This is a genomic window from Phycisphaeraceae bacterium (assembly GCA_020639155.1).
Classification (GTDB): Bacteria; Planctomycetota; Phycisphaerae; order Phycisphaerales; family UBA1924; genus JACKHF01.
Map to the genome: position 1 here is coordinate 420530 of JACKHF010000001.1, position 19723 is coordinate 440252.

General features: G+C 57.1%; 15 protein-coding genes. 4 read left to right on the top strand and 11 right to left on the bottom strand.

The features are described from left to right. Position 1 precedes the first annotated feature (1 nt). From H6815_01845 to H6815_01875, 7 genes are all read right to left on the bottom strand, one after another. Positions 2 to 346: a hypothetical protein gene (locus tag H6815_01845; protein MCB9859171.1), complete on the bottom strand. Its 345-nt coding sequence runs from the start codon at positions 344 to 346 to the stop codon at positions 2 to 4. Positions 347 to 394: 48 nt separating this feature from the next. Beyond that, complete coding sequence (locus H6815_01850) at positions 395 to 1663, bottom strand: hypothetical protein (protein ID MCB9859172.1); 1269 nt, start codon at positions 1661 to 1663, stop codon at positions 395 to 397. Further along, the gene (locus tag H6815_01855; protein ID MCB9859173.1) at positions 1663 to 2544 is read right to left on the bottom strand and encodes a cytochrome c; all 882 of its coding nucleotides are present in this window, start codon (positions 2542 to 2544) and stop codon (positions 1663 to 1665) included. The genes H6815_01850 and H6815_01855 overlap by 1 nt, the downstream gene beginning before the upstream one ends. A gap of 57 nt (positions 2545 to 2601) precedes the next feature. Beyond that, entirely contained in the window at positions 2602 to 3213 is a 612-nt protein-coding gene (locus H6815_01860) for a DUF3341 domain-containing protein (protein MCB9859174.1), read from the bottom strand. A 2-nt stretch (positions 3214 to 3215) separates the two neighbouring features. After that, positions 3216 to 4763 carry a polysulfide reductase NrfD gene (gene nrfD, locus H6815_01865; protein MCB9859175.1) on the bottom strand — a complete coding sequence of 516 codons (1548 nt, stop codon included), beginning with the start codon at positions 4761 to 4763 and terminating at the stop codon, positions 3216 to 3218. Next, positions 4760 to 8371: a TAT-variant-translocated molybdopterin oxidoreductase gene (locus tag H6815_01870; GenBank protein MCB9859176.1), complete on the bottom strand. Its 3612-nt coding sequence runs from the start codon at positions 8369 to 8371 to the stop codon at positions 4760 to 4762. Before H6815_01870 ends, nrfD begins: the two co-directional genes overlap by 4 nt. Before the next feature lie 77 nt (positions 8372 to 8448). Beyond that, entirely contained in the window at positions 8449 to 9276 is an 828-nt protein-coding gene (locus H6815_01875; GenBank protein MCB9859177.1) for a hypothetical protein, read from the bottom strand. A 485-nt stretch (positions 9277 to 9761) separates the two neighbouring features. Here H6815_01875 and H6815_01880 point away from each other — a divergent pair, with 485 nt between their 5' ends. The 4 genes from H6815_01880 to H6815_01895 all read left to right on the top strand — a co-directional run bounded on the left by H6815_01880 (position 9762) and on the right by H6815_01895 (position 13498). Further along, positions 9762 to 11087 (top strand): COX15/CtaA family protein, encoded by a 1326-nt coding sequence (locus H6815_01880; GenBank protein ID MCB9859178.1) that lies wholly within the window; start codon positions 9762 to 9764, stop codon positions 11085 to 11087. A gap of 34 nt (positions 11088 to 11121) precedes the next feature. Continuing rightward, positions 11122 to 11568: a hypothetical protein gene (locus H6815_01885; protein MCB9859179.1), complete on the top strand. Its 447-nt coding sequence runs from the start codon at positions 11122 to 11124 to the stop codon at positions 11566 to 11568. Further along, a complete protein-coding gene (locus H6815_01890) occupies positions 11565 to 12329 on the top strand; it encodes an SDR family oxidoreductase (protein ID MCB9859180.1) in 765 nt (254 codons plus the stop codon). Before H6815_01885 ends, H6815_01890 begins: the two co-directional genes overlap by 4 nt. A gap of 92 nt (positions 12330 to 12421) precedes the next feature. Further along, positions 12422 to 13498: a hypothetical protein gene (locus H6815_01895; GenBank protein ID MCB9859181.1), complete on the top strand. Its 1077-nt coding sequence runs from the start codon at positions 12422 to 12424 to the stop codon at positions 13496 to 13498. On the opposite strand, the gene H6815_01900 is transcribed toward H6815_01895, so the two are convergent. The 4 genes from H6815_01900 to H6815_01915 all read right to left on the bottom strand — a co-directional run bounded on the left by H6815_01900 (position 13495) and on the right by H6815_01915 (position 19705). Beyond that, complete coding sequence (locus H6815_01900; protein MCB9859182.1) at positions 13495 to 14259, bottom strand: rRNA pseudouridine synthase; 765 nt, start codon at positions 14257 to 14259, stop codon at positions 13495 to 13497. The genes H6815_01895 and H6815_01900 overlap by 4 nt on opposite strands. A 229-nt stretch (positions 14260 to 14488) precedes the next feature. Beyond that, entirely contained in the window at positions 14489 to 15787 is a 1299-nt protein-coding gene (gene odhB, locus H6815_01905) for a 2-oxoglutarate dehydrogenase complex dihydrolipoyllysine-residue succinyltransferase (GenBank protein MCB9859183.1), read from the bottom strand. Positions 15788 to 15878: 91 nt separating this feature from the next. Continuing rightward, on the bottom strand, positions 15879 to 18770 hold the full coding sequence (locus H6815_01910) for a 2-oxoglutarate dehydrogenase E1 component (protein ID MCB9859184.1): 2892 nt from the start codon (positions 18768 to 18770) through the stop codon (positions 15879 to 15881). Between the two features lie 155 nt (positions 18771 to 18925). Beyond that, positions 18926 to 19705 (bottom strand): triose-phosphate isomerase, encoded by a 780-nt coding sequence (locus tag H6815_01915; protein MCB9859185.1) that lies wholly within the window; start codon positions 19703 to 19705, stop codon positions 18926 to 18928. Between the last annotated feature and the right edge of the window lie 18 nt (positions 19706 to 19723).

Genomic DNA, 19723 nt, shown 5'->3' on the forward strand with positions numbered 1-19723 from the left:
GTTATCTGCTGCTGTACCTCTCAACAACTGCATTCGCTGCGTTTTGAAGCGCAGCCGCCTGATCGAATCTTGTTTCTGCCGCCTCACGCATCTCAAGCCATGGTCCTGCGGGGAGGGTGGTCTCCATCTTCCGCATGCGGACCGTGGTCATATGCGAGCTGTAATACATAGAGACAACAATGATGGTGGCGACAACGCTGATAGTGAGCAACGCGAAGAACACGCCAAGCTGCAGCGGATTGACGTGCGAGCCGTGCTCCTCCTGCGGTCTCTCACTGTGGGTATGGCGGAACCACGAGTCCATGACGACCGTGCTGCCGTGTGATGTGTCGTGTCCGTGTGCCATGTGCATCTTTCCGTCAGTGTCAAACCAGTATCAACCCATACAACTCAATCAGACATAGTTCTTGTGTGCGAGTGCCTCACCAATGCGAGGGTCGTGCAATGCTACAACCGGACGAGCAGCCATCTGGTTCATGATGTACCAGCCGACATACAACCCGAGTGGCGCGAGAATCGAAACAATGTCTGTAATGATGTGCATACCACCATATGCGATCTCCGCGTCGAGCCCCTGGTCCACTGCAGGACGCAGAATCCAGTAGATGTCGAGCACATGCATCAGCAGCATGTAGATAGCAACTAATGCGAGCACATTCATGTTGCGGCGGACTGGACGCCACAACAGAATGTACCACGGTACAAGGAAGTGCCCAATGACCAGTGTCGCTGTGAGCACAGGCCAGCTCTGCTTGCGGAACAAGAAGAACGACGTCTCTTCCGGGATGTTGGAGTACCAGATAAGGAAGTACTGGGAATACGCGATGTAGGCCCAGAACACCGTAAACGCGAACATCAGCTTCGCAAGATCGTGGAAGTGCTCGTCTGATGCTGCGCCCTGCTTGAGCAAACCCAGGCTCTTGATACGGGTCAGGGCAAATGTCACAAACGCAACCGATGAGAATGCGCATCCCGCGAAGAAGTACACACCCCACATGGTTGAGAAGAATCGATAGTCGGCAACAGCCTTGAGCCAGTCGAATGAGAAGAATGCAACCGAGAAACCAAAGAGCAGCAGTCCGTATGACGCATGGAAACGTTGCTTCGCGGTGATCCACTTGTCGCCAGTGCGATCCTGCTCAAAGCTCGGACGCACAACCTTCATGAGCAGCCAACCCCAGATCATTGCGTATATCACAAGGCGTGCAAGTACAAATGCCACACTGAAGTAGGCGCTCTTGTGTTCAAACAGCGCGTCACCGGTTGTGTAGCTCTCGACACGGAATGAGCAGACGATGCCACCGCTCAGAAACTCAATGAAGTAGAATACAAGGAACAGCCCGAACGCAAACGGGAGCATGTTGGCGAGATTCTCGAATGGGCGCTTGATCATCGCAGTCCAGCCGGAATCGAACATCATAAACACGAGTGTCCAGAACAGCCCGCCGAGCGATAACCCCATGCAGATCATGGTGCCAACAAGATAGCCCATGATCGCCTGCTTCTGCATGCCCATCGCGGTGCCCATGATGATCGCAACAACGCCGCACACCGCGCCCACACCCATCATGGCCATAGCACGAGTCGAGATCATCTCGCGCTTGAGCGTGACGTTCTCGGGCGCGAGTGCGGGATGGTTTGTCACTGAAATCGCGTGGCTCATCAGTTTCCACCCTCCCCGGTATTCGTGTTCTCATCCGGTGGCACAGGATTTGGCTCACCCTCGGGTTGCGAAGAGAGCTCGGGAGCAGCCGCTGTTGTTGGCACCGGATTCGTGGGTCCGAGTTGCTGCAATGTTCTGATATACGCAACGATCGCCCATGCGTCACGCGCATTCACGCCGTGGGAATATCCAGGCATGGTCTGGCTTCCTCCAGGCAACGCCTCGCCATCAGCAAACGTCCACTGGCTCCACACACCGTGACGAACCACGTTGAAGAGGTAGCCGTCCTTGCCCTGACGCTGAGCGCTGTCTGTGTACTTTGGATCGTGGAAGTTCGCAGGTGCGATGGCAAACCGCTGGCCCACTGTCGCAGGTCGAACGCCGTTGATGCTCTCGCCCTCATATCCATGGCACATTGAGCAGAAGATGTCGTATCGTTCCTTGCCGCGAGCAATCAGTTCGGTCGTGACCTCCACCGGTATGGTGTTGAGGAACGCGCCATCGTTGCCGTCGGCACCATTGGTCCCAAAGTAAAGCTGTGCGTTGTCGCCGAGCAGATCCTCGCGATCACTTGCAAATACCGCAAGCGATGCGTCGGTACCAAACATTGCCGGAGATACTGCAACCCGCGAGAACGCAACCGTGCCCTCAACCCGCGGACGCATGGTTCGGTTGTCCGCAAAGAAATCGCTCTCTGTTTGCGACTTCCACTTCTGCTGGTCATCCATATCGGGGAAGAACTGGTGTGGGGATTTGCGTGAGCGATCACCCCGGCACCCAGTCAGGCCGGAGAACGCCGTTGCAACTGTCACAGCCAGCAGCACACTGCACACAAGTCGTGCGCAGCTTGATGTGGTTGTGTGTGTGTGTGTCGTATGCATGCGTGATTCCGAAACGTGCGTTTTCATCGAAACGTGCAGGACCCTGTTCAAACTCGTTCAGCCTTCATCCTCGATCAGATCGACGTGTGTGCCGCCAAGCTCTCGAAGCATTAATGTCACTCCCTGCGGATCAAACTTCGGATCATCTGCCTGAACACAGACCATGAATCGATCGTCTGAAACACGCAGGAACCGCTCGTGTGAGAACAACGGGTGGTTCCATCGCGGCAGACCATTGAGCATGAGCATGCTGCCCAGCGCAGTGAACGCTGAGAGCAGAACACCGAGTTCGAACATGATGGGAACGAACGGCTCCCACGCGCCGTATGGCTTGCCCTGCACAACAACCGGATAGTCAACCGCGCTCATCCACCACTGCATCAGGAACGCGCCGCCAACACCCGTAAATGCGCCGAGCGCCATAATGACGGGAAGTATGGTGCGTTTCACACCCATTGCCTCATCAATCCCGTGGATCGGGAACGGAGCGTACACATCCCAGCTTGTGTACCCCGCATCGCGGATGTGCTCAGCTGCGTGGGTCACATCGGCGGTTGTATCAAACTCGGCAACGATCCCATGCACGGGATTACCACGCTCTGAGACAAACTTCGCCGGCTTTGGCTTGAACAGGAACGGCAGATAGTCACTGAGTGTGATCTCAGCCATGATCAGTGCCCTCCCTCTGCATGATCATCATGATGACCGTGCGGATCTGCTTGCGGTGTAACAGCCTTGATTTCCGCAATCGGGAACACGGGCAGGAACCGCATGAACAACAGGAACAACGTCAGGAACAGCCCACACGAACCCACGAACGTGAGAATGTCCACGATGGTTGGATGGAACATGTGCCACTCACCGGGCAGGAACGAGCGGTGCAAACTCGTCACGATAATGACGAATCGTTCGAACCACATGCCGACTGTCACAAACATCGCGACAATCCAGATTGTGACCGGATTCTGCCGCATCTTTCGGAACCAGAACAGATTCGGAGAGATCACGTTGCACGAGATCATCGTCCAGTAGGCCCACCAGTACGGCGCACCGTTGTGCGGATCAACCCAGAGTGGCGTAACACGATTGTTGATGAACACACTCCACTCATACTCGTTGCCGCCGTACCACGCGATGAAGAACTCCATCATGTATGCAAACCCGACCATCCAGCCGGTGACCAGAAGGATCTTGGACATGTTCTCGAGATGGCGAATTGTCAGCAGATCCTTGAAGTTCGGGAGCAGTTCACGAGCTGGGATCAGCAGCAGCAGCACCATGGCAAACCCGCCAAAGACGGCACCAGCAACGAAGTACGGCGGGAAGATGGTGGTGTGCCAACCGGGGAGTACCGATGTTGCAAAGTCGAACGAAACGATTGAGTGCACCGACAGCACGAGCGGCGTCGACACACCTGCGAGCAGAACGTACGCCTTTTCATATCTGTGCCAGTGACGCGACGACATACGCCAGCCCAGCGAGAGAAATCCGAGTACATAGGCGCGGAAGAATAGTCCGATCGACCGGCGACCTTTGCGCCACTCGGCATCCGCACGATCGCGGAGTGTCGCAAAGTCGGGGATCATCCCCATGTACCAGAACAGCACTGAAACGGTGGCATAGGTTGACACCGCAAACACGTCCCACAACAGCGGCGAACGGAAGTTTGGCCAGATCCAGTTCGAGTTCGGAATTGGGAACAGCATCCAAGCAAACCAGATTCGGCCGACGTGGATGCCAGGGAAGATGCCGGCGCAAATGACTGCGAAAATTGTCATCGCTTCGGCAGAGCGGTTCACAGCGGTACGCCACTTCTGTTTCAGCAGGCACAGAATCGCACTGATAAGTGTGCCAGCGTGACCAATACCGATCCAGAACACGAAGTTCGTAATGTCCCATGCCCAGTCGACCTGGTTCGTCAGACCCCAGACACCGACACCGGTGATGATCAGGTACCCGATCATCAACTGCAACACACCAACCAGTGTTGCGGCCATGCCCAGCAGGGGCAGCCACCACTTGCCGAGCGGATTCTCAGCATAGCCGCAAACGATTTCGGTAATCTCATGGAATGAGCGATTGTTGAGAACAAGCGGCGCACGCTCATCCGGGGGCAGGTTGACTGTCCCGTCGATCGTACCGGGACGCGGCAGATCGCCAATGTGACCTCGCCCCGCAAGCAGATCTGCGTTCTGGCGTTCGGGTGAGAGTGTGGTCATGCCAGCACCCCCGATCCCAGCACTCGAAGGCTCATTCTGTATCCCTTCTCATTTACCTGCTTCACGCGGTCGAGAAATGCGTGCTCACCCTCGCCAGTGTGTGATTCTTCTTCGTGTCCGCCGCCAGGACGATGCGGCTCATTGTGCCCGCCGCCGTGATCACCACCATGTCCGCCCCCATGATGCAGCGGATCGTGCTCGATCTCGGCCTTTGTCATGAGCAGCGGGTTGCGATTGCGGATCTGCAGCAGGTACGTCGTACGCGGACGGGTATCAAGGTACCCAAGCAGCATGTACGAACGCTGGCTATTGCGCAGCTTTGTCACCGCTGCGTTGTTGTCGAGCAGATTGCCAAACGTAATCGAGTTGCTCGGACATGCCTGCTGGCATGCTGACTGCACAAACCCATCGGGCACGCGGGCAAAGTCCTGCATGCCTGACTTTGTCTTGAGTTCGATCTTCGCCTCGTTGATGCGTTGGATGCAGTAGGTGCATTTTTCCATCACACCACGGCCACGAACTGTCACATCCGGATTCTGACGCATGCGCTCAAGTTGTGTGAGACGCTCACGAAGACGCGGTGGAATGAGATTGATGTTCTTCGGCAGGCTGTCGTTCAGCTTATCGCCTGTCAGATTCTTTGTTTCCTGATTCAAACCGCCAGCAAGACGCACCTGACCATAATCGAAGAAGTTGAATCGACGCACCTTGTATGGGCAGTTGTTCGCACAATACCGGGTGCCGATGCACCGGTTGTACACCATGTGGTTGATGCCTTCGTTGCCGTGCGTTGTTGCGGTCACGGGGCACACCGTCTCGCATGGCGCGTTCTCGCACTGCACGCACGCAACAGGCTGGTGCAGCATCTGCGACGGGTTATTCAGGTCGCCGGTGAAATAGCGGTCAACGCGGATCCACGCCAACTCACGACCTTTCGCGACCTCATACTTGCCAACGACGGGGATGTTGTTCTCGCTCTGGCATGCAATAGTACATGTGCCGCAACCCGTGCAGGTTGTCAGATCGATTGTCATGCCCCACTGCGGTCCCTTGGAGTAGACCGAACCAGCAGCGGCGTCGGCGTGGCTCTTGTTGAGCGGATTCTCGTAGATGCTCTTGTTAGGAGGTGTATGCGACAACTCACCCATTGATTCGGCGAGGTTCAGTTCATCCTCGTACCGATACATCTTGTCGATTTTCTCTTCACGACCGTCGTGCTTCGCCTCAAACTCAGCAGCGTGCTTCTTCCACCACGAGAAGTCGATCTGCCGGACAATTGCCTCCCGGTTTTCCATCGACCAATGGTTCTGGGTAGAAGCAACCAGTTCGCGTCCGGTCGCACGCTCGATCTTCGCGCCATTCGCTATCGCAAGTGCGGCAGCCGTGCGCATCGCAAACCCGTTATGACCAATGCCGTTACCAACGGCGCCGCACACCGTCCTGCCATATCCAAGCGGGAGCACGATCGTGTCATCACTCAACCCGGGCATCACCCAGAGCGGCATGGTGACCTTGCGATCGCCGATTGTGATGGTGACATGCTCACCCTTTGGCATCTTGTGTATGTACACGTTCTCGGTGTTGCCTTCGGGCTCAAGACCGAGCTTTTCCGCTGTAGCTGGGCTGACGCAGGCAGGGGCTCCCCATGCGACCCGCGTTGCAGTTTCCGGGAGTTCGTGCAACCACGCATTGTTCGCGAATCGGCCATCGTGCATCTTGCCAACGTGGAAGATCACATCCATCGATTCAGTCGATGGCCCCGCGGCCAGCGAGATTCGCCCGACCGCGTCCGCAATACCGCGTGCATTCAGGTTCAAGTTGCCGGGAGCTGGTGCAGAGTTTGCAACCACACCATCGTGCAGTGCTCGTTTCCAGTTTCGCTCAAAGTTTGCGCCCCACTGGAGCGTTTCACGCCATGTGTCGCGCACAATCTCGTGACCATCCGGTGCTTCGCCAAGCAGTGTTGCAAGCAGCTCGATATCCGATCGACCGCGATACAACGGCGCGATCATCGGCTGGATCGGCGAGATCGTTCCCTCATACGAACGCACATCACCCCATTGCTCGAGATAGTGCGTGCCGTTGAGCGACCATGTCGACACAGCCTGTGTCTCAGACTGACCAACTGTCAGTGTGATCCGGTTGGCTGCCTTCATGAAGGCGCCAGCAAACTCAACATCGCTCGGCGCGTCATACACGGGGTTGACGTTCAGGCATACGACGGTGCCAATACGATTCGCATCAAGCAGGCCGACAAGATTGGTCAGACCGTTTGCAGAATCAGCATACTGCGATGGCTGCATAGGCAGATACGACACAGTAGAGCCGACGTTGCCAAGTGCGCTGTTGAGTGCATGCACGAGGGCATGGATCTCTGCGGGCAGTGAGTCGCCAGCCATGATCAGCGAGTGGCCAACAATACCGCTGGCTGTCAGGTCATCGACCAGTGCCTGAATGAACGTGCCACCACGCCCAGCGAAGTCCTCGTTCACTTCAATCTCGAACTTGCCGGGATCCTGTATCGAATCAAGCGCTGCGAGCACCTCTGCGTGTGCACCCGCCTTGCGGAGCACCGCTTTGGCAAGCGCAACGGCGAACGCCCTGACACGAGAGGGGGCAAGACGAACACGATGATCGGCGACTGCACCAGTGTTCGAGTATCGGCTCTCAACAACATACAGACGGCTCATCTCGTCATGCGAGGTCATCACCCTGCGAGATGCGGCAAAGTCGCGAGCCGCCACGAGTGAACCAGCTTCATTCTCAAGGAAATCGCGATCGAGCGAGACCACAACCTTCGCGTTCTTCAGATTGAACACTTCACGGCAGGGTGTGCGAAGAGCGATGCGTGAGCCTTCTGCAACAGCGTTTGTTTCGGCTGCGTTGTAGGGCACCCACTCCGCTTCGGGCCATCGAGTCATGATCTTTTCACGCATGCGCTCACGTGAGGGGCTGTCAACCTTGTCAACAACGAACGCAAGACCACGACCGCTTGTGCCGTCATACTTTGCAAAGTGCTCGGCAGCCCAGACATCAAAGTCTGCCCACGTTGCGTCGAGCCTCCCGCGTGCGGGGTTCATAAACGTCACACCAGAGAGACGATCCGGATCATACATCTCCAGCACCGACGACTGCGCCCAGAGCGAACTCTTGCCCTGATTCACCGGATGGAGCGGGTTGCCCTCGACCTTTGTCGGACGGCCCTCGTGCGTCTCAACGATCAGACCCTCTGCACCACCGGTCGGTGTGGGCATGCTTGTCGCAAAGTACAGCGCTCGCCCCGGAATTGTCTCCTCGGGGATCTCTGATGAATACGAGAGAATCTTGTGGTCTGGTCTGCGGCAGCCCGGCAATGCAACTGCACCCGCGAGTGCAAGCGATGCGCCCATGATCTTGAGCACGTCACGGCGCGACTCACCATCCAGCACCGACGCGCCAGACTGGAACTCACGTTCCACCCAGTTACGAAACTCCGGTGTATCGGAGTACTCGTCCAAGCTGCGCCAGATCGGCGAGCCGCCAAGTGTCGGCAGCGTGCGTCGCGTCTGTGCGCGCATCTCCGCCGGGTGCGATTCGGTTGTCGATGGACACTGATCGAGCGATTTCATCGGTTGCGTTCTTCCGTTTGCTCGGGTTGATGCTGTCCCGTCCCCTGCGCTGACTCTTCAACTGCTGTGTGCGCAACTCAGTAATGGCACTTGCCACAGTCCTGCGGCGGGTTCAACCCCTCCGCAAGTTCCATCGCCTGCGCCCTGTTTGATTCCCTGTTCGCAAACCACGTGTCTTCAACCCACTTAAGTTGCGTCACTCTGTCCGGCGGAACGAGGAAGTTCTGCGGATTTGCTTCATGATTTCTGTTCTCGCCCTTAATCTGGCGATGGCAGTCAAGACACCATGACATGCTCAAGCTCTTGGCTTGGTAGACCTCAGGCATGCCCGCAATCTGGCCGTGGCATGAGTAGCAACTCACACCCGCTGCGATATGGGCGCTGTGCGGAAAGTTGCGGACGTAATCCGGGAGTTTGTGAACTCGGCGCCATTCGATCGATGCGCCACCCTCAACCACCGCAAGTCCTGCAAGTTCGTATTCGTGAAGCTTCTCGTCGGCCTCGTCGTGCATGCCCTCATGATGGAGCGCTTCGATCTCTTCAAACCGGGTGCCCGCTGCGTACGCATCGCGGACGAACTGCACCTTTGCTCCGACCTTTGTCTCAACTTCCAGATTCAGTCTGCCTTCGGTGTGACACCCCATACATGTCGCAACATTCGGAATGTTCGCTTCGTCAGACTCTTCAACGTGCGTGTGGCAGTACCGGCAATCAATGCCAAGTTTGCCCGCGTGGATCTGATGGTTAAATCCACCACCCGGCTGACGGGGCATGTATCCCACTTCCCAGAACTCGGGCGTCGCCCAGTACCACACGCTGCCAATCACGGTGGATGCGCCGCACAACCCAAACACAGCACCAAGTGTTGGAATCGCGTTCATCCATTTCGGAAACAGTGATGCCACAACGCTTCTCCGTTGCTCCAACGCTGCAAAACAGCAGCTGTAAGGAAAGCCGTCACCAACACTTGTCAGAGGACACCGAAGCCTCCTCCAACACAACACGAGACCGACAGCAAACACGCCATCCGGCGCACTTCTGCCCCCCCGGTGAAATCAAGGTTTGCGCTGCCCGTCGGGAAAAAATCTGAACAGAATCGAACGTGCCGCGACTTCACGCAGGACTCGCTGAACCGGGGCGTTTACTGTCTGCAAGTCGGGTGCATCTTTCAATGTACCCACATGTCGTTTATTTAACTGAGAATGATTCTCAATATATCGACGGGCTGTGTTTTGCCCAAGTCACGGCCTCTCAAATGCAAACAAAAAACGAACATTCCGTCCCCAACGAACCAACCTCACCAATCTGGGCGCAAAGCACTGTGCAGGGTGTTGCAATCGCAGTTATCGTCGCGCTCGGGGCATACATCACACACTTTCCGGCCTTCAGCATGAACACATCGTCTTCCGCTGGAGTGCTTGCAGCACTCTTTGCATTGGGGCTGTTCTGGTGTGGGATCGGGTCAGCATCGCACCAGCGCGCATTCATGCTCGGCGCAACGACCGGATTAGTTGCAGCAATACTCACCACACTCATTGTTTTCTCGTCTTCGATGGTGCATCAACCAAGTGTCGGCGACACTCCAGCACCAGGTGCAGAAGGGCTGCGACCAGGTGCTGTTGGAGCCTCAATCGGGTTTGTTGTTGGCGCAAGCATTGCTGGCGCACTGCTCGCGAGCCTCGGGAGCGTGCTTGTCAAGGGACCAGCGTGGCTCATCCATGCCCGTGCAACATGGACTGCGCGCACGACACCGAAGCGAATGATTATTGTGCTCGCGGGAGCACTCGTTCCTCTGATTGCAACCGGGAGTCTCGTTACCTCAACACGCAGCGGATTGGCTATCGCGGACTGGCCACGCAGTGATTCTGCGTACATGTTCTTCTACCCGCTCAGTCTGATGGCCCAGCCCAATATCTACTTCGAGCACACTCATCGGCTCTTCGGAATGCTCATCGGTATCGCTGCAATCTTTGCTGTTGCATACATCTGGCTTGGCGATGCATCAAAGAAGGCACGCATCGGAGTCACGGTTGCGCTCGTACTGATCAGCATCCAAGGATATATTGGCGGCAATCGTGTTGAAGAAAAGAGCCAAATCCTCGCAGTTGTTCACGGCGTGCTTGCACAACTCATCTTTGCACTGGTCTTTACATGCATTGTCTGGCAGACCACCCTTTATCGTTCCAGTTCCACCCTTCATGCACATCCGCGTGATCGAAAAATCAAGTTGTTCGGCATGGGGTTCCTGCACGCGTCAATCCTGCAGTTGATCCTCGGCGCAACATTCAGACATATGAAAGCAAGCGGCTCAACGGCTGCGAACCACGCGCTGTGGACACATCTTGGATTCTCTGCAATTGTTGTTCTTTTTGGCGTTGCTGCTGGTGCCATGCTCATCTCGCGCAGTGACACCGAGAAAGATGAGTTCGAACCCACGGCACGCCGGCTTGGGTGGTTTTCGATTGCGGTCGTGTCGCTGCAGATCGTGCTCGGATTCATGGCGTTGTTTGCGGTCATGAGAACGCTGGGCAAGCCAGATGAGAATGTCATTCCCAATGCAGAAGATGTCGCCACGATGTCGCAGGTGCCATGGAGCCGTGCTCTGACGACCGCAGCCCATCAGTTCAACGGTGCACTTGTTCTTGCAGCCGCTGCAATGGCGTGTGTGTGGGGTCGCTGGCTGAAACGTCATACGAGCAGTGCAAGCCAGACCTGATACGCTGGCAAAGTTCACTCGTACAATCCCACACATGATGCTGCTGACAATCGCGCATTCCGTTTCCGATGATCCCTCCGCCCGCAAGGCAGCCGGCTATCTCGCAGTGCTTCTGCTTGGTATCTCACTTGGTACGCTTGTGATCCTGACTGGCTTTGTCATTCTGTGGCGGAAGCATGTACGCGAGCACAGCTCGATTCGCGCATCGGCCACGCGAGCGAAGACCGATATCGACCCGTGGACAGAAGCGGGAAAGCGTGTCAATGCTGACGACTTCGACGAGCCCGATGTCGTTGACCCCGACTCGCACACACGATCGAGCCGACGCATCACACACAACCCACGCTTTGATCCACCATTACCCCCACTATCTCAGCGTCTCGATGATGAGGACGTTGACGACTCCGATGATGACGATGCGAATGACCAATCGGATGGACCAACACGCACACCACCACGGCACGGAGGCCCGTCGCGATGAGTGAGAAAGAGGCTGCCCGTCCTGTTGCCCTCATCACCGGCGCTTCAAAGCGTGTCGGCCAGGCTATCGCGTGCGAGTTCGCATCGCGCGGGTTCGATCTCATACTGACCTGGCACACGACAACACCCGACGCAACCATCGAAAAAATCCGCACCATCAATGCTGCACTAGGCACTTCAACGTACCAAGTTGACATGAACGACACGGACCGTGTTCGGGCGTGGACAAAGGAACTCGCAGAGCATCTGCCTCGACTCGATGTCCTCGTACACAACGCCTCTATCTACCATCCGACACCATTACACTCGATCGATACCAACACCGCAAGCACGTGCATGCGTATCAACGCGCTCTCGCCACTCCTGATGTCCGTTTCACTTGCGCCACTGCTTGCAAAGAGTGCGCTCCCGAGCGGTGGGGCAATCGTGTGCATGTGCGATATCCACGCGATGGGTTTACCAAGGAAGAACCATATTCCCTACTCAATGTCAAAGGCAGCACTCACAGAGATGGTCCGTTCGCTTGCGGTTGATCTCGCTCCCAACGTGCGTGTGAACGGCGTTGCGCCGGGTGTTGTTGCGTGGCCCGAAGATGGACCCGAGAGCGACGAGGCAATACAGCAGCAGTATCTTTCGCGTGTGCCGCTCAATCGGGCCGGAACACCCGAGGATGCCGTAAGCGCAGTCGCATGGCTTGCGTGCGATGCTGCGTATGTCACGGGGCACATCCTCCCGGTTGATGGCGGACGCTCGCTGAAATAAGACCTGTTGTGCGAAGTGTTTGCACCGCGTTACCCGATGTACATCGCGTGCATCACACACGCACTCCCACTCGCACTCCTTAGGAACCGTGCATGCAGGCAGTCGCACCACCCGCTGAAGCAATCCAGGCCGCGATGATCGCGACCGCAGCATCGTGTGCTGTGGGTGCTGTGATCGGTGCAGTCGCGGGCACACGCAAGGTCCACTCGATGCTTCGCACGCTGCTTCTTGCAACGGGAGCGTGCGCATCCGCTGCGATTGCGCTCGGCCTGTTGATCCGATTTCAGTCGTTTCCGCTGCAGCGGGCGGTCGATCGGTCCCCGTGGGCGATTACTGTTGGTTGCATAGTTGCAATCGCCGTCTCGTCTCTCGCGCATCTGCTGCGCCAACGGACACTCATCGGATCACAGTCCACATTGAAGTTGCTCTTGACCGCTGGAACAGGCGTTGCGCTTCGCGCAAGTGCCATCGCAGCATCGCTCGTCATCGTCAACTGGCGTTTGATCTCAAAGTCATGGTCTATCACCGAAACAGTTGCATGGATCGCGCCGGCATCTATGCTTGGTGCGATTGCATGGACCGTGATTGACAACGCGGTACACGTGCGCAGATGTGACAGCGACAACAAGCAGACAACGTCACATCACTTCCTCTGCAATGTGTTCTTCAGCACTGCACTCCCACTGTTGATCGGAGCGGGCATTGCAGCAAAGTTGTTGCTGGATGCGGGGCTGTCAACATTTCCGCCCGCACTTGGCGCGACATTTGCTGGCATCACAGCAGCGATTGTTGCGTGCGCTGTGACATACAGAGTCATTCACAGAAATGAACCGGACAGATGGACCTCGTCATCGAGAGGATTCGCAGGCGCAGCCATCGTCGTGCTGACCACGACGTGGCTGGTCGGTATGTGGACGAGTTCTGCTTCTGCATGGATGACACCAACGAAGCCCGCGATCGCGGGGATCTGTATCCTGCTTGGTGTATCTCTGCCGAGTGTGTTCCTTGAGATCACACGAAACAAGCATCTCGCCATTCGACTGAGCGTGCCAGTCGTCATCGCAGCAGTGTTCTGCGGTGCGGGCGCAGCTCTCCTGCATACTGGCAATAGTGCAGAGAGTGGTACATATGACTATGAGTACGACTACTCGATGCTTGACCCACGCTAATCGGTCTTTGCAGCCGCTGCTTTCGATGCACGCTTCACGGCTTTCTGCAATCCGTGCAGTTCGGGCGGCGTGAGTTCGCGCCAGTGACCGCGCTGCACGCCCTTCATCTTGAGTGGTCCGATCGCGATGCGCTCGAGCTTCTTGACGGGATGATCAACGTGTGCGAGCATGCGCCGGATCTGCCGGTTCCGCCCCTCGTGGAGCGTCATCTCAAGCACCGTCGTGTCGCGGTTGCGTTTGACGAGTTCCACTTTCACTTCAGCAGTCCGGCTCGCGCCGACTGTTTTTCCTGATTTTCGATCGGCCAGATACAAACCATCGCGGAGTTTTTCGATCTGATCGTCGTCCAGTGAACCACGCACATGCACGAGATACGTCTTGGGCAATCCATACCGCGGATGTGTCAACGCGTGCGCAAGATCGCCATCGTTTGTGAGCAGCAGCAAGCCTACCGATTCAAAGTCCAGTCTGCCCACGGGGAACAGTCTCGGCGCGAGCGGATGGTTCACAAAGTCCGTCACGATACGACGCAACGCGCCTTCTTCGTCGCGCGTTGTTGTGACGGTGCGCGCGGGCTTGTTGAACATCACATAGACATTCTTTGAGGGCTTTTTCAGCTTGCGCCCCTCAACGACAATCGTGTCCTCCGCTGGGTCCACCCACACGGGGAGTTCGGTGACAATCCTGCCGTTGACCTCGACGAGCCCGTCCTCGATCATGCGCTCGCAGTCGCGGCGCGAGGCGATGCCCGCGTCCGCCATCACACGCTGCAAACGCTCACCGCGCGACGCGTCGGTCAGTTCCGACGGACGGTTGTCGTTCTTTCTATGCTGGCGCGACGGCTTGGATGCTGCGTTCCGAGTTGTGTGGGATGAGTTCTTCTTCGGCGCGCTCTTTGACGGCGCGCGTGCGCTTCGTTGTTGTTTCACTGTAACTCTCTTTCGGGGTGATCTGTCTCACGACGATCGTGCTGCACAACGCGTGCAGCTGTTACATGTCAAGCAGGATGCGTGACGGATCCTCAATGGACTTCTTGATATGGACAAGGAAGCTGACCGCGTCGGCACCGTCGATGATGCGATGGTCGTAACTCAGCGCAACGTACATCATTGGGCGGAGTGCGATGCTTCCGGGGTTGCTTGGATCTTCGACAGCGCGCTTCGTGATCGCGTGCATGCCAAGAATGGCTGATTGCGGCGGATTCAGAATCGGCGTTGACATCATCGAGCCGAAGATGCCGCCGTTGGTGATCGTGAACGTGCCGCCGGTCATCTCCTCGATAGTGAGCTTGCCGTCGCGTGCCTTGATCGCGAGTTCCTTGATGGTCTTCTCGATCGTTGCGAACGACATGCCCTCAGCATTGCGGAGCACGGGAACAACGAGTCCCTTTGGGCTCGAAACTGCGATCGCGACATCGCAGTAGTCATGCTTCTCGATCTCGGGCCCCTTGTCGCCACCCGCAATGAACGCGTTGACCATGGGGAATGCGCGGAGCGCGCTGGTTGCGGCCGCGACAAAGAACGACATGAAACCGAGATTGATATCGTGCTTCTTCGCGAAGTCTTCCTTGTATTTCTTCCGCAGATCCATGACCGCGGTCATGTCGATCTCGTTGAAGGTTGTGAGCATGGCAGCGGTGTGCTGCGCATCAACGAGGCGCTCGGCAACACGCTGGCGCAGGCGCGACATCGACTCACGCGGCGCGTTACGCGACCCCCGAGCAGGCGCTGCGTGCGCCGTGCCGTTCATTGAGACGCTGCCATTGGACTGCGCCTGATGGAACGCAAGGACATCCATCTCGCGAACACGATGCCCCGGCCCCGTGCCAACAATCGACGCAGGATTCACGCCGAGTTCGTCCGCGAGTTTGCGTGCAGCGGGCGTGATGGACACATCGCCACCCGATGCTGCCGGTGCTGACTGCGCGGGCTTTGGTTCGGGTGATGCCTTCGTTTCAGTCGCAGCGGGCTTTGGTGGTGCAGCGGTTGTTGCTGAGGCGTTCGCTGCTGCTGCTTTTTCCTGCTTCGCTGGAGCGGCACCTGCCGGCTTCTCTGCAGACTCATCGATCGAACCGACGGTCGCGCCGACCTCCACCTCGTCGCCCTCGTTTGCGGTGCGCTTGAGCACACCAGCAGCCGGTGCTGGCAACTCCATCGTGATCTTGTCGGTTTCCAGTTCGAGCACGGTCTCGTCGCGCTCGACCCATTCGCCATCCTGCTTCAGCCACGCAGCAATCACGCCGGATGTCACACTCTCACCAACTGTTGGGATGACGATGTCCGTCGCCATGGTTGTTGTCTCCGTTGTGCTCACTGTGGGTGCCTGTGGTTGGATGGTTGCAGAGAAAATGGATCAGAAAACAAAACCAATGGGAGGCAGCTTACTTAGCGCCGGCCTTTGCCTTTGCTCGTACAGCAACCGAGGATGATTTCTCGGGTTCATCGGCGAACGCCTGCGCGATGAGCCACTCCTGCTCCTCTTTGTGCATGCGCTTGGAACCGGTTGCGGACGACGAACTCGCATCGCGCCCGATGTATCGTGCGATCTCGATGCCCGCCTTCTCGCGGAGCTTGTCCTGCAGGAACAGGAACGCGCCAATGTTTCGAGGCTCTTCCTGCACCCAGACCAACTCTGCGGATGTCGGATACCTGCCGACGGTCTTCTTCACAAGTTCGGTGTGCAATGGATACACCTGCTCGACGCGGACAATCGCAACGTCGTCGCGTCCGAGTTCGTCGCGCTTTGCTGCAAGCTCATAGAAAACCTTGCCCGAGCAGAGGATCACACGCTTGACCTTGCTCACGGATGTCTTGCGAGTGCGCTTGCCGTTGTCACCCGCGCCCGCAGCTGTAAACTTCGGATCGTCGATCACTTCAAGGAATGAACCCTTCGTCAGTTCGTCGATTGTGCTCGTCGCAGTGCGAAGCATTGATTTCGGCGTCATCACAACAAGCGGCTTCCGAAAATCGCGCTGCACCTGCCGACGGATCAGATGGAACATCTGCGCACCCGTGGATGGGTACACGACCTGGATATTTTTCTGTGCGCACGACTGGAGGAACCGCTCCATGCGACCGGACGAGTGCTCAGGGCCTGCGCCCTCATATCCATGCGGGAGCAGCATCACCAGACCCGACCACCGATCCCACTTGATTTCTGCGTTGACGATAAACTGATCGATGATGGTCTGCGCGCCATTGACAAAGTCACCGAACTGCGCTTCCCACAAGACCAACTGATACGGATCGACCATGCTGGCGCCGTACTCAAACCCGAGCACGGACGCTTCCGAAAGAGGGCTGTCCCACACACCGAACTGCGCCTGACGCTTTCTGCCATCGTCCATCTTGGAGAGCGGCGGTGTATCGGTACCGGGCATACCGACCTCGGTGATGTGATCGAGCGGGATATATGCCTCACCCGTCTTTGCATCACGGAGCACACCGTGACGGTGGCTGAACGTGCCTCGGCGACAGTCCTGACCGCTCAAACGAACCGGCACGCCTTCAAGCAGCAGCGACCCGTACGCGAGCGATTCTGCATCGGCGTAACTAATCTTCTTCGTCTTTGGAAGTTCCTTGCGATCCTTCAGCAGATTCACAAGCTTTCGATGGACATTGAAGCCTTCAGGGACTGTGCCAAGCGCGTTGCAGATCAGCGTCAACGTCTTCATTGGAACACCGGTGTTCACCGGCTCAAAGTCCCACGACCGCTTCATCTTCGACCATCGGCGCGAACCCGGATCGATCGTAGGGTCATATGGCTGGTTCTTTGCAGCGTCTTGCGCGCGCTCGAGCGCCTCGTTGATCTCGTCCTTGATCGCCTGCATCACCTGATTGTTGATGACACCGGTTGCGAGCAACTTGTCAGCGTACACGTTCAGGACACTCGGCTTCTTCTTGATCTTGTCCGCCATCAAGGGCTGGGTGAATGCTGCCTCGTCCTGCTCGTTGTGACCATACTTGCGGAATCCAACAAGGTCGATGAACACGTCCTTGCCGAACTTCTGGCGGTATTCGACCGCGATCTGCGCAGCTGTCACACACGCCTCAGGGTCGTCACCATTCACGTGGAAGATCGGCGCATCGATCATCTTCGCGACGTCGGTGCAATAGCGGGTCGATCGAGCGTCTTCGGGGAGCGTTGTGAAACCGATCTGGTTGTTAATTACGACGTGGACCGTGCCGCCAACCGTGTAGCCCTCGAGTTGCGACAGGTTCAGACACTCTGCGATGATGCCCTGGCCAGCAATAGCTGCATCGCCGTGGATCAGCAGCGGCATAATGTGCTTGCGCTGGAGATCACCTGAAAGGTACTGCTTTGCACGTGCTCGGCCAAGCACAACGGGATCGACCGCATCAAGGTGGCTTGGATTGCTCGACAACGCAAGATGCATTGTCTTTCCGTTTGCCAGCGTGCGCTGACCGGAATATCCGCGATGGTACTTTACGTCGCCGCCGCCATCGACAAAGTCCTCGCCCCACGTGTCCTCGAACTCAGTGAAAATCTGCTCGTAGCTCTTGCCAACAACATTGTTGAGCACATTGAGTCTGCCGCGATGGGCCATGCCGATCACGGTCTCTTCGACATTGAGATCTGAAGCACGTTCGATCATCTGTTCCAACAGCACGATCAGAGATTCGCCGCCTTCGAGACTGAACCGCTTGTCGCCCGGATAGCGCTTGCCGAGGAACGTCTCGAATGATTCACTCTTCAGTACCTGCGAGAGCAGGCGCTTGCGGGTGTCATCGCTGATGGGAATGCGTCCCTCGTTCTCCTCGATCACACGCCAGAGCCATTCGCGCTCTTCGGTGTTCTGCACGTGCATGTACTCAAAGCCAATGTTCCTGCAATAGGTTCGATCAAGATGATCGATAACCTCTTGCAAGGGCCCGCCCGCATACAGGCTCGCAGCTGATGGATCGACGTGGCGCGTCAGATCTGCCTTCGCCAACCCATGATGTTCGAGTGTCATCGCCTTCGGACGCTCGTTGACGCGGCCGAACGGATCGACGGTGGCTGCGATGTGCCCGAGCTGGCGGTACGCATAAATCAGATCAGCGATCCCACGATCGACGCCAGAGGTCTTGTCGGAGGTGCTGCCAAGGCTTGAAGCGAGCTCAAATCCCTGAAAGAAGGCCCTGACATCGGGCGGCAGTGAATCCGGGTTGGTGCGGTACTGCTCGTGCTGGGCATCCAGGTACGCTGCGTTCCAACCATTTGTAGCTGCTGGACTTGCGCTCGTTCCGGTTGTTCCACGTGTGGAGGTCATAAGGGTCCCTCGGACCGTGCCTTTGCAGCCGCGGACGAGCCGAACCAAAGCCTGTCTTCAGCCGGCGAACGCTGCAGGTCCGTTTGCCATCGGCTGAATCGTAGCCGACACCCCGAAATGCACAAGAAAAATGGGTGGAAAGGCTGATTTCGCGCTCAGATGCTCGCAGCCATCGCCTCGACGATTTGGGCAAATGGCCCTGCGTCAAGCGATGCTCCACCCACCAGAAACCCGTCGATATCGGGCATCTGGGCGAGTTCGGGCGCATTTCCCGGCTTTACACTGCCGCCATACTGGATGCGGATCTCACTGGCAAGCCGATCGTCGTGCATATCAGCCAGAACAGCCCGAATCTGCTGATGTGCTGCCTGTGCATCGGCTGGAGTTGCTGTCTTGCCCGTGCCAATTGCCCAGACCGGCTCGTACGCAATAACAATTCGTCCTATAACATCATCCGGCACCAGTGCCAGACCAGATCGAAGCTGCTGCTCATTAATCGCGTCTGTCTGGCCAGCCTCTCGCTGATCGAGCGTCTCACCGATGCACAGAACCACGTCGAGGCCTGCATCGAGTGCAGCTCGAAGTTTCTGGTTCACAATCACGTCAGTCTCACCAATGACGTGGCGACGTTCTGAGTGTCCGACGAGCACCCACGCACAGCCACAGTCTTTTAGCATGGGCAGAGAAACCTCGCCGGTGTACGCACCATCCGAATATTGGCTGCAGTCCTGGGCACCCATCTCGACCGAAGCAGCACTCGCACGGACAGTGGCTCCAACCGCATAAAGGTACGGAAACGCTGGAAACAGCGTGACATCCACCGATGTGGACGCGTCATGCACTGCCCTGCCTGTTGCTTCAGCAAGTTGGACTGATCGCTGACGATCGAGATTCATCTTCCAGTTTCCACCAACGATCGGCTTGCGCTGTGCCATCGATATCTCCTGTCCAGA